The organism is Mesotoga sp. UBA6090 (assembly GCF_002435945.1).
In the GTDB taxonomy this organism is placed as follows: Bacteria; Thermotogota; Thermotogae; order Petrotogales; family Kosmotogaceae; genus Mesotoga.
In genome coordinates, this window is the sequence record NZ_DIXC01000070.1 from 1 (window position 1) to 13551 (window position 13551).

Genomic DNA, 13551 nt, shown 5'->3' on the forward strand with positions numbered 1-13551 from the left:
TGGGTAAGAAACAAGTACAAGAAAAGGAGAGGTCTCACAAAAGCGGGTAAATGGCTAGAAGCTATTGCTCGCAGGGAGCCTCATCTATTTGTACACTGGACAATGGGGATATTCTATATGGCTGGATAATGGGAGCCGGATGAATCGAGAGGTTCAAGTCCGGTTCTGAGAGAGCCTGGGGGTGAAACCCCCCTGGGCTACTCACCATATCACAATATGGCTCGAAGGTCGCAAACTTGGAGGCGGTTATGCTCTCATAAGAACCGGTAAAAGTAGCAAAGCCAGATGGCTTCTCGTGAAGATGAATGACGAGGAGGCCGACGCGCGGAGAAACCCGACAACCACCGAACCCGATTCGGTAAAGACAGGTAGAAGCCTCGAAGAGATTCGTGATTCCGGAGACTGACGTTGATTTGGCAAACCATCAATATCTGAAAATAGATCAGACAGTATATGTCTAACTCATCTTGCAAACCCGAAAAGCCTTTGAATGTCTCGATGGCCTTTCAAATGTAAAGAAATCACCGGTGTTTTGGTGTTACCTCATTCATTCGTGCATGGCTGTTTGTCGATCGTCTCGGGGTTTTTTTAAGCCCTGCCTAACCTCTTCAAGCATCTTGCTTGTCACTGTTTTCAGTTTCAAGAGATGAATGGAAACGGCCGAGCCAACTCCGGTGAGGATACGTGTAACGGCAGTATTGGATATCAGTATCACTGTCAGGGTAAGAGTAGACCAAAGCAATAGAAGGGCAAGGTTCCTTGCTCTCCTCCTTACGGCGCGGAAATGGAGATAGCTGTAGATATATGCGCCGAAGAGCTTGTGGCCGATCAGCCATCTGTAAAGCTTTTCAGAGCTCCTCAAATGCAAAATGTTATCAACAACAAAAAGGGGGTTGTTGGCAACAAAGGAATAATCATACCCGTTATTCCAAGAAATTGGGACAGCAGTGAGTTTGACTTCCTTCTTTGGATCTTTTTCCATATTCTCCTCTTGTCTCGATAGTCCCGAAAAGCGGACATCGTTGGGTCGGTTTCAATTAGGTTCTCGACGATCTAGTGCATAAGTTCACGGATGTACAATACTGGCTCAGAATTAGAGAAAGCGGTGTATAGAGAAAAGAGTTCGATCGAAGAAACGAGACTGTAGAACTTCTTACTACTTTAAATTATCCTAACATGATATTTTGTTGACTTCTTCTAAGGGAAGAAGAACTGGTAGTTCAGTTACTTAATCTCTCCACTTTAGAGCTGTAGTTAGGTTTCGTAACTTCTATATTGTGATGAGGATTCTGATATCATTAAAATGAGGTGATTGAATGTACGCAGTTCTCTCAAAGAGAAGAATTGCTCCCGATACGTATGATATCTGGCTTTCTCATCCAGATATCTACAGATATGCAAAACCGGGTCAGTTCCTGATAATAAGGATAGACGAGTTTGGTGAAAGAATTCCTCTCACGATAGCATCGACAGAAAAAGACAAGGTAAGGGTAATAGTAAAAGCCGTTGGAAAGAGTACTTATAAGCTCTGTGCAATGCACGAAGGAGAATCCGTAGCCGACATAGTTGGCCCGCTAGGAAATCCCAGCGAGATCGAGAAACTTGGAACGGTCTGTGTTGTTGGTGGAGGAGTGGGAATAGCTCCTTTGTTTCCCGTTGCCAGGGCACTCAAAGCTGCCGGAAACGATGTAATCGGTATACTGGGGGCCGCGAACAAGGATCATCTGATTATGGTCGACGAGTTCAGGCCCTTTCTAGACAGGCTATACCTCTCTACCGATGACGGCTCTATCGGAATTAAGGGAACCGTGACAAACCCTCTCAAGGAAGTAATAGCAGATTATTCGCCGGGCACGATCTGGGCAATCGGTCCGATGGTTATGATGAAATTCGTTTCTCTTCTCGCTTCCCAGAATGACATACCTTGCTGGGTTTCGCTGAATCCGATAATGGTGGATGGCACGGGAATGTGCGGTGCCTGCAGGGCCGAGGTTGGAGGCGAGATGAAGTTCGCCTGTGTTCACGGACCGGAGTTTGACGGCAGATTGGTTAACTGGGACGAGCTGATCAAGAGGCAGTATCAGTACAGAGAAGAGGAACAGCTTGCTCTTGAGAAATACATACGTGAATTAGGTGAGAAAAATGCCTGAGAAGTTCAAAGTCAGAATGAGAGAACTTGTCCCTTCGGAGAGAATCAAAAACTTTGAGGAGGTCGCCCTTGGCTACAGTAAGAAAGAGGCAATAGCAGAGGCAAATAGATGTCTCCAGTGTAAACACAAACCCTGTGTGAGCGGCTGCCCCGTTGGAATAGATATTCCCGGTTTTATCAAGGCCATAAGAGAGGGTGACATAGAGAAGAGCTCGAGGATTTTGAAAGACGCGAACAACCTTCCGGCCATCTGCGGAAGAGTCTGCCCTCAGGAGAAGCAGTGTGAACTGGCCTGCGTCGTTAGTAAGATCCCTGGCAGCGAGCCCGTTGCGATCGGGAGACTGGAGAGATTCGTCGCTGATCAGAATATATCTCTCGAGACTGCCGTGAAGCCATCCGTAAACAAGAGAGTTGCGATAATCGGTGCGGGTCCGGCGGGACTGACGGCCGCCGCAGATCTCGCAAAAGAGGGTTTTTCGGTTACAGTCTTCGAAGCCTTTCATACGGCGGGGGGCGTGCTTGTTTATGGTATCCCCGAATTCAGGCTTCCCAAAGAGATCGTTGCAAAGGAAGTCGAATTTGTGAAGAGCCTTGGAGTTGAATTTCGTTTCAATCAGATCGTCGGCCGAACGATTCCATTTGAAGAGATCAAAAACGAATATGATGCCGTCTTTATAGGTATCGGGGCGGGCGCCCCGAGATTCATGGGAATTCCGGGATCGAATCACAACAACATATTTTCCGCTTCCGAATATCTCACGAGGACAAACCTGATGAAGGCCTATCTCTTTCCAAGGTACGACACGCCAGTAAAGATAAAGGATAGAGTAGCCGTGATTGGAGCCGGAAATGTGACGATGGATGCTGCAAGAACGGCGAAGAGACTCGGAGCCAAAGAGGTTCATGTGGTTTACAGGAGAAGCGAAGAAGAGATGCCTGCAAGAATAGAGGAGTATCACCATGCCGTTGAAGAGGGAATAGTTTTCCACTGGCTAACCCTTCCCATTGAGTACATAGGGGATATAAACAACAACGTCAGGGGGATGAAGTGCGTAAAGATGACACTGGGAGAACCCGACGATTCGGGGAGAAGAAGACCGATACAGGTTGAAGGATCGGAATTCATCATGGAAGTGGACATGGTCATCGAAGCAATCGGTCAGACTCCAAATGCCATTTTGAAGGCCGGTTTCCCAACGGTAAGACTGAACAAATGGGGCAACATCGATGCCGATGAAGCCAGCGGCAGGGTTGACGAAGGCATCTATGCCGGTGGAGACATTGTTACGGGCTCTGCAACTGTAATCGAAGCGATGGGAGCCGGTAAACGCTCGGCGAGGGCAATTAAGGCGTACTTGTTGCGCAAGTAATGAGCTTCAGGATACCTGCGATAGACCTTGAATGGAAATAATTGCGGGAGACTATCGAGCAAAAAATGTGAGTAGTCCATCTATGATTTGTTGTGCAGAAACTCTTCATTTCGGATACAATTTCTGGCGAATTTCAAGAGAGGGCCTGTTGTTTCATGAGCAAATTAATTCTCAAACCCAATCTGAAAATCTGAGAATCTTGGAATCTTAATACTTCTCTTGATCAAGAGAGACTTCTCTTCGTAATGAAAAGAATTGACGAAAGACAGCTTTCGGTGATTCAGAGCTTCTATTCCTCTTCCTTTTCGGCGCGTCATATTCTCAAAATTCTTCGTGAGATACGATCATACCCGATCAACTTCTTTTATTCCCAGATGCTGAACCCATTCTCTTCAAACGATAGTTTTCGAAAGATGCGGTTCGCCTGTTAGAATAATTTAGGTTCAGAAACTAACTAATTAGGAGGACTGCATTTTGCCAATCTCTGAGAGAAGATCAGCTGGAGTACCCTCTGAGCTTAGAGAAAGAAATCTCAAGACAATAATCGACGTGGTATTTAGATACCAGCCCATATCAAGAACAAACATTTCTAAGTTGACCGGGATAAGCAAGCCAACGATAAGCAAGCTCGTTGGCTCTCTTATTAACGAAGGATATCTTGTGAGCACTGGCAAGACTTCTTCTGGTCTGGGAAAAAGGCAAGAACTTCTTTCATTCAATCCCGATAAGGCCTTCGTCATTTCCGTAGATGTTGGCCTGGCGACAACGATCGTAGCAAAGGTAGATCTTTCGATGAAGATGACTGATAAGTATGAGATAACGACATCAGAGAGCCCGGAGAAATTCGCTTCTGAATTGGTAGACTGCGTTTCCAATGTTTGCGACAAAGGGAATGGACTTCCTTCTTATGTGGTGATCTCTGTACCGGGTCTTGTCCGCGGTGATTTGAGAACTGCAATTAATGTTCCGTTGCTTCACTGGGTTGACCTTCCCCTTGCGGAGTTTGTCGAGAATCGGCTGAAACTGAAGGGAATTGAGACTTCAGTTACGATAAACAATGACGCAAAACTTGGCGTTCTTGCTGAAGTAGCCCTTAACCAGGTTATTCCCGATAGATTCAGGAATATTGTCTATGTTCTAGTGAAAGAGGGGGTTGGAATCGGTCTGTTTATCAATGGCAGTTTGTATGTCGGCAGCAATCATATCGCAGGTGAATTTGGACACATGTCGATAGATCCTGATGGACCGGAATGCTCCTGCGGAAGAAGAGGGTGTTGGCTCACTCTTGTGGGTTCTAGAGAACTTGAGAGCCTGGTTCGCGATAACCGCCTGAATGATTACCTTGAGTTGTTTTCTGTGGGTCTCCTGAATATAGTTAACGGTCTTGATCCCGATATAGTGGTGATTAGCGGCGCCCTTGAAGAATACTGGGACAATGTTTTGCCTGCATTAAAAGCAAAGCTGAAGAACAGCGCGCTCTTCGAACTCTCCTCGATGGAGATCATTAAATCTGCTTTTGATGACAGAGAGGGGCCTATTCTTGGAGGGGCGTTGATGGGTTTGAGAAAGTATCTAAACATAGAAACGGGCGTTTTATAGCCCGAATTTGAAGAGAGGTGATGACAGTTGAAACGTGGAGTAGTGCTCTTAGTAGTGCTTTGCTTCCTTCTTACAGGGGCAACGGCTCTCAGTAGCTCTCCGAACGAGCTGGTTGTATACCATTGGTGGACAGCTGGGGGAGAAAAAGAGGCAATTGATGTACTTTTCGAAGTTTTCATTGACGAGCACCCAGAGTATTCTATTGTTCAGAACCCGGTTGCAGGTGGAGGCGGTGGTATCCTCCGTGCACAGATCAAGACAATGATTATGGCAGGAAACCCACCGGACACTTTCCAGATAACCTACGGACACGGCATGATCAGCTCCTTTGTAAGTGTTCTCCAACCCATAGACGACCTTATTGAAGGCTACAATATTCCAGAAGATGTCTATGAATGGGGAAGAGTGGACGGAGTCATGTATGGCGTGCCTCTAAACCTTATGCAGAATAACTGCCTTTGGTACAACGTAGATCTGGTTGAAGAGCTTGGAATTGAAATGCCGATCAAGAGTATCGATGAGTTTCTTGGAATCTGCGCGCGAGTCAAAGCCGAAGGCTATATACCTCTGGCGGTAGGCGCAGGTATGGGCCAGCAGTTCTGGCTTGGAACGCTTTTTGAAGCAGTTAACAGCGCGCTGCCAGGTGGCGGAGCAGATTTCTTCAACGATTACTATGCAGGGAAGACAATACCATCTGAGTCTGAAGTATTTGCCGAGACACTCAAGGTTTTGAGAACCCTCCTTGTTAATGGCTTCATAAATGACGACTACTCGGCACTCACCTGGGACCAGGGTTCAGATCTCATGGCGACCGGAAAAGCCGTATTCTACGTAATGGGTGACTGGGCAAAGGGTCATTTCACATCCATGAATATGGTTCCCAAAGTTGATTTCGGTTATCAGCCATTCCCCGGAACTGACGATGTATTCATCGGTCACGCAGACTGTTTTGTTCTCCCTATAGGAGTTGACAGGAAGATCGCAAAGGACTGGATCCAGTTCTTAACAACAGTGAAGGCCGCAAATACATTCTGCCCGATAAAGGGAGCGGCACCGTTCGTTCTTGATGCCCCACTAGACGTTTATGACGACATAACTAAGGAGATATTGGGATACTTCCGTGACGATGGAGTTGTGAAAGTTCTGTCGCAGTTTGGGGCTCCGCCAGAATCGTATCTGGACGTTTTCGGAACGGCCTTTAGCGAATTCTTCAACACGCCCGAGATCAATGACAACACTTTGGGTAATTTCGATTACGCTTACGCAGAGGTTTTCTTGTTCTAAAACAGACCGGCAGGTGTAAGGGCACCTGCCGGCCGTTCGTGCTCAAACGTAATTCGAAACTAAGGAGTTGGGTTATTTGAGCAAGAGGGTACAGATCTTATTATTCATTTTACCAGGTTTGCTTCTTGTTGGCCTGTTCGTCTATGGCTTCACTGCCTGGACACTCCAAGTATCGTTCACTAATTGGAGGGACGTTGGCTCGGCAGGAGATTTCGTCGGCCTCGACAATTACATAAGACTGTTCTCAACAGACAGGGTCTTCAAGGCCTCGCTGGTAAATACTCTGAAGCTTACTTTGGTATTCATCGGGGTAACGATTCCGCTTGGCCTTTTTTTGGCTGTACTTCTGGACCTAAATCTAAAAGGACGACAGATATTCAGGTTGATCTTCCTGCTCCCTCTATCTTTCTCCTTTGTAGCATCGGCATCGATGTGGACGTGGATGTTTTCTCCTCAGATAGGTTCCATAAATACTCTGCTTAGAGCCATAGGACTTGGCTCGCTTGCTCAGCCGTGGATTACTTCCGACAAACAGGCTCTGTTCTGTATTGCAATTGCCTATGTTTGGCAGTTTTCAGGCTTTTCAACACTTGTTTACTATGCGGGAATCAGTGGGGTGGCTCCCGAAATAAGTGAAGCGGCAAAGATCGATGGAGCCTCCACTCTCCAGAGATATATGAAAGTTATTATCCCGATGCAGAGGCCGGCAACCTTGACCGTTCTTATGATACTGCTAATGTATTCATTGAGAGTGTTCGACCTTGTCTGGCTTATGACCGGTGGAGGACCGGGCAGTTCTTCGGAGATCCTTTCGACTTTCATGTTTAGAACGGCCTTCAACAGAAACAGATTTGGATATGGCGCTTCGGTCGGGATCGTGATGTTCGTTATATCGATCTTGATAGTCATTCCTTTCTTCACGAGACTCAGGAGAAGTGAATATGAGTAAAACGACAATGAGACCAATCTCAAAAGCTAAGGATCTGACAAAGAAGAGCGCGATTTACCTGCTGCTCTTTGTCGCAGCGTTTTTCTATTTGTTCCCGATTTATACTGCGGTAAACACTTCTCTCAAGAGCAATGAAGAGTTGGCGTACGGTCCCGTCAACATTGTAAGAAACCCTGAATTTGCGAACTATCTCAAGGCCTTTTCCGAGATAGACAGGCCAATCTGGAACAGCTTCGTAATAACAATGGTAGCGACGGCGATATCTTCGGCGCTCGGTGCCTGGGGTGGTTTTGGATATTCTAAACTGAAATTCAGAGGAAGCTCCGTTCTCTTTCTCATATTGGTTCTCGGATTTTACATAGCTCCACAGTCGATACTAATACCGCTATTGAGATTCATAGGGAGCATAGGATTGTACAACTCTTATTGGGGCTTAATTCTGACGCATACTGCGTATGGTGTTCCAATAACGACTTTGCTTTTCAGGAATTACTTCGAATCCCTGCCCACTGAGGTTGTAGATAGTGCAAGAATAGATGGTTGCAGTTACATCGGCACTTTCTTCAGGATAGCGCTCCCTCTATCACTGCCAGGTTTTGCGGTAGTTGCTATCTTTCAGTTCACTAATATCTGGAACGAGTTCCTCTTCGGGCTGATATTGACTAGAGGGGTGAACTCTCAACCCCTGACAGTTGCTATTGGAAATCTTAAAGGCACAACGGTTGCATCATGGAATATTCAGATGGCGGGAGTGATGATATCAGTTCTTCCAGTTCTTCTAGTATATGTTTTCTTTCTAAAACTGATTGTAAAGGGTCTATTGATGGGTTCTGTAAAAGGTTGACGATCAAAGTCACATAGATTATGAGGAGGTGTTGAGTTGAAAAAGAAAGTCCTGCTACTTGGAGAGACCTGGACAGTTACGAAGATTCATACGAAGGGATTTGATGTTGTGGAATTGGGAGGGTTTGACGATTACTCGGTGTACTTCAAAGAGCCTATGAAAGCCTTTGAAGACATAGAAGTAACTCATATTCCCAACCATCAAGTGTTGAGCATGTTCCCCGCCAATTCCGAAGAACTGTCCAAGTTCAATGTGGTTATCATAAGCGACTGCGGAAGAAACACCCTGACTATGTACCCAGATATGTTCAAAGTACCGATGGGTCCAAACAAAGTTCAGATGCTCGCTGATTACGTTCTCGCTGGCGGATCGCTAATTATGACGGGTGGCTATGTCGATTTCCAGGGCTTCCAGGGAAAGGGCAACTACCACGGTAGCCCAATCGAAAAAGTGATGCCTGTTAACATGATGGAAACAGATGACAGAGTAGAGGCCACTCAGGGAGCTGTGGTTTCTGTCTTGAGTCCGAATCACCCGATTTTGAAGGGTATCGATACCGCCTGGCCGAGATTTCTCGGTTACCAGAAGGTCTTTCCAAAGGAAGGTTCCGAAGTGCTTGCCGAGATTGATGGAGATCCCTTCATCATAGTCGGGGACTCGGGAAAGGGCAGATCGATGGCCTTCATGTCCGATCTTGCACCCCACTGGGGAACTGACTTTGCGAAGTGGGAGTACTACGGCAAATTCTGGCATCAGGCTATAAGCTGGCTCAGCAAAGAGTAGATAACAAGAGAGAGCTGAATAAAGCTATCTGCCAGGCTGGAGTTCGATCCCTTTCCCGGTTTCGCACGAGAGATTCCGGAAGATGGAAGGCTGGCCTTGACTGGCCGGAAATACAGAGGGCACGGTTTGCGCCCTCTTATTTTGTCTCGATCATCTTGAATTCAGAAAGTGGATAATGCTGAGGCCGTTATTACGAAAACGATTAAGAATACTAGATTGGCAACCTAACGATAGTGGCTACTAACTCCTCTTCATTAACTATTGAAATAGTGCCACCGTGCAATTCGATAATCCTTCTCGTTATGCTCAGGCCAAGTCCGTTTTCTCCTCCAACCCCCTTGTTGAAGGGTTTGAAGAGCTCTTCCAGTTTGGTTTCGGCGATTTTCTCTCCATCGTTTGCGAATCGCATCAAAAGACTCTCTTCTCTCTCGTCTACTTCCATAGTAACCTCTATCCTGTTCTTTGCATACCGGATCTGATTTGAAAGTATGTTTTCTATGGCTATCGCCAACTGTTCTTCATTGACCTCGGTCTTGAAGTCTTTGAGATTCAGATTCCAGTCTATGTCGTCCCTCTGGAAAGAAAAGCGCCCGACGGTGTCCTCAAGCAGCTCTGAGAGATTCACTTCCTCCTTTTCGAGGTCGTGACGCGACAGGTATTCAAGTCTGGTTATGAAGAGGAGATCCTTTACCCTCAGATCCATTCTCTGAATCTCTTTATCTATGACGTCTATAGCACTATCCAAATCGCCCCCGGGATATATGCCGTCCTTGATTGCCTGTGCGTAACTTCGGATAACCATGACAGGTGTCTTGAGTTCATGGGAGATAAACTGGAGCATTGACTGTTGTTCTCTGTCCTGCTCGCTGAGGCTCTTTCTCATGTTTTCGATTGAATCGGCTAGCTCTCCGATCTCATCGCTTCTTTTCAAAGAAATCGGCCTGTCCCAGTTTCTCTTTGAGATCATTCTCACGTCCTCTGAAAGCTTCTTCAGAGGCTTCGTCAGGTATCTAGAGAAGACTATGATGAAAACCAGACTGACCACGGTCATTATAGCCATTACGAGCAGCAGCCTGGAGAACAACGCCGATGAGAGAGTATTCATGTATGTATCCCACATGTAGGAAATCATCGTGACGTCTCTTCCCGAGATCTCTTCAGTACGAATCACATAGAAAAGACTTCGGCCAGAAAGCAGTGTTTCGTACCTCTCTGAAAGTGACGTCTGCTTTTCTGCGTTCTCTCTAATGGATTGAATAACAGGAAGCATTTCGGGAATAATCGTTCCGCTAATGAGGAAGTCCCTGGAAGTAGAATCCAGAGGCGGAGGAGCCCTGTCAGAGCCATCCTGGGTTCCAAATCTGTTCAGGTAATAATCTATGAGGTCAAACTCCCTGTCGAAGACGACTATGTGTCCTACGTCCCTGGCATTTCTAAGATTGTTGAGGTCGATATCTTCGAAAGGGATGAACCCTCCCTGCAATTCGATTACCTTTACGTCCTGAGCATACTCTATCGTTCTGTACGCTTCAGTGGTGAAGAAGTCTCTTATCGACCATCTGAAGACGATACCCAGAAGAAAAAAGAGGATTGAAAGGACGGCGGCAAAGAGCAGCCAAAGCTTGTCAGACAGGCTCCACGATCTCATATGTTCACACTTTTATAGCCGAAACCGTAGACAGTCTCGATCTTGAAATGAGGCATCTTCTTTCTAAGTCTCCTTACAAGATCGTCAACTGCCCTATCGCTTCCGTAGTGGTCGTAACCCCAGACTCTATCGAGTATCTGGTCTCTCGAAAAAGGTTTGCCTTTGCCGTTGATAAATAGCAGGAGAAGGTCGAACTCCATAGAAGTGAGCTCAATCAATTTCGATTGACTCTCATCGATTTCTTCGGTAACGGTTCTTCTCGCTTCGTCGATCTTGTATGGTGGAACGAATATGATTCCACCGGAATGGTGAACGCGTTCAAGAATCTTTTTGACCCGAATGACGAGCTCCCTTGGGAGAAAGGGCTTGGCCAAGTAGTCGTCGCTTCCCATCTCCAGTCCGATCACTCTATCGATATCCTTGTCCCTTGCTGAAATGAAGATCACCGGTATCATCGAATCCCTCTTTCTTATTTCTCTGAGGAGCTCGAAGCCATCGATTCCCGGCAGCATTATGTCTAGAATCCAGATATCGGGAGAGTCATCGATTTCATCGAATGCATCGCTGCCGTTCTTGAACGACTTTACTTCCCATCCTTCCTTTTCGAGATAGGAAGTCAGCACGCTGTTCAGGTTTTTTTCGTCTTCAACAAGATTTATTCTTGTTCCCATGAATCACACCTCTGTGACTTCCACCTCATTCAATAATAATCGATTACTCTGTCAATTACCAACCAATGAACCGGACTGCAAAGACATGTCTCATTTCCTATGTTGCAGTCCGGCCCTTCTAAAGAACTACCTTTTCTGAGTAACCAACAAAACGCTATCACATGCTGCACAGTCTTTGCCACTATCTATCGCCGTTCTCAGATTATCACGCTCCCTTTTGCAAATCGGAATGCGGCGGTTCCAGTAATCTATGTCAGACTGTCATCGTAACTCTTATATTGTTCACGCTGTTCTTTGCTTAAGACCTTTATAGAGACTTATCTTGGATCAACGCTCTTAACTGCGACAACAATAGTTTCAACTCCGTTGCTCACTCTCGTAACCTGGATCGAGAACTCGGGCGGTTCGTAGATGTTTCTCGCGGCAGATGGGAATGTATTGTGATGCCTGTGAACCGGTGTCATATCGAGCAGCATCACTTTCCTTATTGATTCGTCTTCCCAGGAACGCAGTATTTCCTCCAGATCGTTAGGGTCGATCACACGGTTTTCAGTTACGAGACGCGTTTCAGTTCCTTCGATTTCGCTTACTACAACTTTCTTCAGAGAATACAGGCCCAGATCATTTAGCTTCTGGATAAGGTCGTCTAAAGTCATTTCCGTTTTATTTGAATATCGCTTCTCCTGGCTTGTGAGTAACATTTCTTCAACTCCTTAGAAGTCTCTGAGATCTAGTTTCAGTAATATTATAGAAAGTAATATCCGAGAGAATTCGGTAAAACTGTGGGATATAATGGGATTCATAGGACCCGAATTCCATTGGTTTTGCAACCGAAAGGCCATTAAGATGCAGTTATTCAGCTATCGAGCTACCTACGGAGGTGTCTCATGAAAGGGATCATTACCGTTCTATTCATACTGTGTGCAGTCATTCTGGCTTCAGAGCCTCTCAGCATAGGCTTTATCTATGTCGGTTCGGCCGATGATGGCGGCTGGACAGAGAAACACGATGAGGGCAGGCTGTATCTCGAGAAGACGTTTGGAAGTCAAATCGAGACTTCATTTATAGAAAGTGTGACTGAAGGGGAACAGGATCTGGAGGTTCTTAGAAGTTATGCCGAACATGACGTAAAACTCCTTTTCAGTACGAGCTTCGGTTTTATGGACGATGTGATGGAGATAGCCAGGAAGTTTCCCAATACAATCTTCATGCATTGTTCGGGATATAAGACCGCCGAAAACGTCGGAACCTACTTCGGAAGAATTTATGAACCTGCGTACTTGACTGGTCTCATAGCCGGGAAGATGACAAAAAGCAATGTGATCGGCTATGTTGCAACATTCAAGATTCCGGAAGTTATCAGGGGGATAAATGCCTTCGCGATCGGAATCGGAAAGGTCAATCCCGATGCGCGTGTGCACGTTATCTGGACAGAGACCTGGTTCGATCCCTCTTCAGAAGAGGAGGCGGCCGACGCCCTCATGGATATTGGAGCCGATGTAATCGCTCAAAGCCAGGATTCGCCAGCGGCAGTTCAAGCGGCCGGACAGCGGGGCGTTTACGCTATTGGTTACAACACCGATATGAGTGCCTTCAGTCCAGACACTTTTCTGACTTCTCCCGTATGGAACTGGGGCGTCTTTTATGAGAGAGTCGTCAAAGAAGTAATGGAGGAAAAGTGGACAAGCTATCAATACTGGGGCGGAATGGACGATGGGGTAGTCGATATAGTAATGAGTTATCTGGTTCCCGCCGATCTTCAGGAACTTGTCAATGAAGAAAGAAGCCGGATAATTGAGGACGATTACCATCCCTTTGAAGGGCTGTTGTACGATCAAAAGGGTGATCTAAGATACTCAGAGGGCGAGGAACCTACCGACGAAGAGCTGTTGACCATGGACTGGTTTGTGGACAACGTAGTCGGCAGCCCGAAGTGACTCTTATCTTTTTAGTCTGATTGAGCAGTCCGACTATGCCGGTCAGCGACAAGAGCAGTTATCCGTTAACGGTCCGCCGTTCTCCGAGAAGTAGAAGTGATGCTGCGTTTGGCAGGAAGCGAGGCCGACTGCGTCGGGAAGTGAGGCTGCTTCGCAGGAAGTGATGCCCGAAGGAGCATCCGGGGAAGAGATGCCGCTCTCAGCGGGAGGTATTCAGAAGCCAGCCTGCTAACACAGGCCAGTCAAATTAGACAAGGTTGTCCGTTGGCCGTTCACCGTCCTCCGAAAAGAACATATTTACCCCGCAAGGATATTGG

Annotated in this window: 13 protein-coding genes and 1 pseudogene; 10 read left to right on the plus strand and 4 right to left on the minus strand. The window is 46.5% G+C overall.

From position 1 onward, the window contains the following. Both B3K42_RS13785 and B3K42_RS11390 read left to right on the plus strand, forming a co-directional pair. Window positions 1-129: pseudogene (locus tag B3K42_RS13785) on the plus strand (group II intron reverse transcriptase/maturase); the annotation flags it as partial. Window positions 130-181: 52 nt separating this feature from the next. Beyond that, window positions 182-406: a hypothetical protein gene (locus B3K42_RS11390; RefSeq protein ID WP_258367051.1), complete on the plus strand. Its 225-nt coding sequence runs from the start codon at window positions 182-184 to the stop codon at window positions 404-406. A gap of 141 nt (window positions 407-547) precedes the next feature. On the opposite strand, the gene B3K42_RS11395 is transcribed toward B3K42_RS11390, so the two are convergent. After that, complete coding sequence (locus B3K42_RS11395; RefSeq protein ID WP_110989571.1) at window positions 548-982, minus strand: DUF454 family protein; 435 nt, start codon at window positions 980-982, stop codon at window positions 548-550. Between the two features lie 334 nt (window positions 983-1316). Here B3K42_RS11395 and B3K42_RS11400 point away from each other — a divergent pair, with 334 nt between their 5' ends. The 7 genes from B3K42_RS11400 (at window position 1317) to B3K42_RS11430 (ending at window position 8978) form a co-directional block, all read left to right on the plus strand. After that, window positions 1317-2150 (plus strand): sulfide/dihydroorotate dehydrogenase-like FAD/NAD-binding protein, encoded by an 834-nt coding sequence (locus tag B3K42_RS11400; RefSeq protein WP_110989572.1) that lies wholly within the window; start codon window positions 1317-1319, stop codon window positions 2148-2150. Beyond that, window positions 2143-3519, plus strand: coding sequence for an NADPH-dependent glutamate synthase (gene gltA, locus B3K42_RS11405; protein WP_292598880.1), 1377 nt, complete (start codon window positions 2143-2145; stop codon window positions 3517-3519). Before B3K42_RS11400 ends, gltA begins: the two co-directional genes overlap by 8 nt. Before the next feature lie 474 nt (window positions 3520-3993). Next, window positions 3994-5118 carry an ROK family transcriptional regulator gene (locus tag B3K42_RS11410; RefSeq protein ID WP_181419008.1) on the plus strand — a complete coding sequence of 375 codons (1125 nt, stop codon included), beginning with the start codon at window positions 3994-3996 and terminating at the stop codon, window positions 5116-5118. Between the two features lie 27 nt (window positions 5119-5145). Then, on the plus strand, window positions 5146-6402 hold the full coding sequence (locus B3K42_RS11415) for an ABC transporter substrate-binding protein (RefSeq protein WP_110989575.1): 1257 nt from the start codon (window positions 5146-5148) through the stop codon (window positions 6400-6402). Between the two features lie 76 nt (window positions 6403-6478). Beyond that, a complete protein-coding gene (locus B3K42_RS11420) occupies window positions 6479-7351 on the plus strand; it encodes a carbohydrate ABC transporter permease (protein WP_181419009.1) in 873 nt (290 codons plus the stop codon). Then, the gene (locus tag B3K42_RS11425; protein WP_110989577.1) at window positions 7344-8195 is read left to right on the plus strand and encodes a carbohydrate ABC transporter permease; all 852 of its coding nucleotides are present in this window, start codon (window positions 7344-7346) and stop codon (window positions 8193-8195) included. Before B3K42_RS11420 ends, B3K42_RS11425 begins: the two co-directional genes overlap by 8 nt. Before the next feature lie 36 nt (window positions 8196-8231). Continuing rightward, window positions 8232-8978, plus strand: coding sequence for a glutamine amidotransferase (locus B3K42_RS11430; RefSeq protein ID WP_110989578.1), 747 nt, complete (start codon window positions 8232-8234; stop codon window positions 8976-8978). Window positions 8979-9189: 211 nt separating this feature from the next. Here the strand turns inward: B3K42_RS11430 and B3K42_RS11435 are convergent, their stop codons facing one another. The 3 genes from B3K42_RS11435 to B3K42_RS11445 all read right to left on the minus strand — a co-directional run bounded on the left by B3K42_RS11435 (window position 9190) and on the right by B3K42_RS11445 (window position 11998). After that, window positions 9190-10626 carry a sensor histidine kinase gene (locus B3K42_RS11435; protein ID WP_110989579.1) on the minus strand — a complete coding sequence of 479 codons (1437 nt, stop codon included), beginning with the start codon at window positions 10624-10626 and terminating at the stop codon, window positions 9190-9192. Continuing rightward, entirely contained in the window at window positions 10623-11297 is a 675-nt protein-coding gene (locus B3K42_RS11440) for a response regulator transcription factor (protein ID WP_110989580.1), read from the minus strand. The genes B3K42_RS11435 and B3K42_RS11440 overlap by 4 nt, the downstream gene beginning before the upstream one ends. A 317-nt stretch (window positions 11298-11614) precedes the next feature. Then, on the minus strand, window positions 11615-11998 hold the full coding sequence (locus tag B3K42_RS11445; RefSeq protein WP_110989581.1) for a hypothetical protein: 384 nt from the start codon (window positions 11996-11998) through the stop codon (window positions 11615-11617). 186 nt (window positions 11999-12184) lie between these two features. On the opposite strand from B3K42_RS11445, the gene B3K42_RS11450 reads away from it, so the two are divergent. Next, the gene (locus tag B3K42_RS11450) at window positions 12185-13234 is read left to right on the plus strand and encodes a BMP family ABC transporter substrate-binding protein (RefSeq protein ID WP_110989582.1); all 1050 of its coding nucleotides are present in this window, start codon (window positions 12185-12187) and stop codon (window positions 13232-13234) included. Window positions 13235-13551 lie beyond the last annotated feature (317 nt).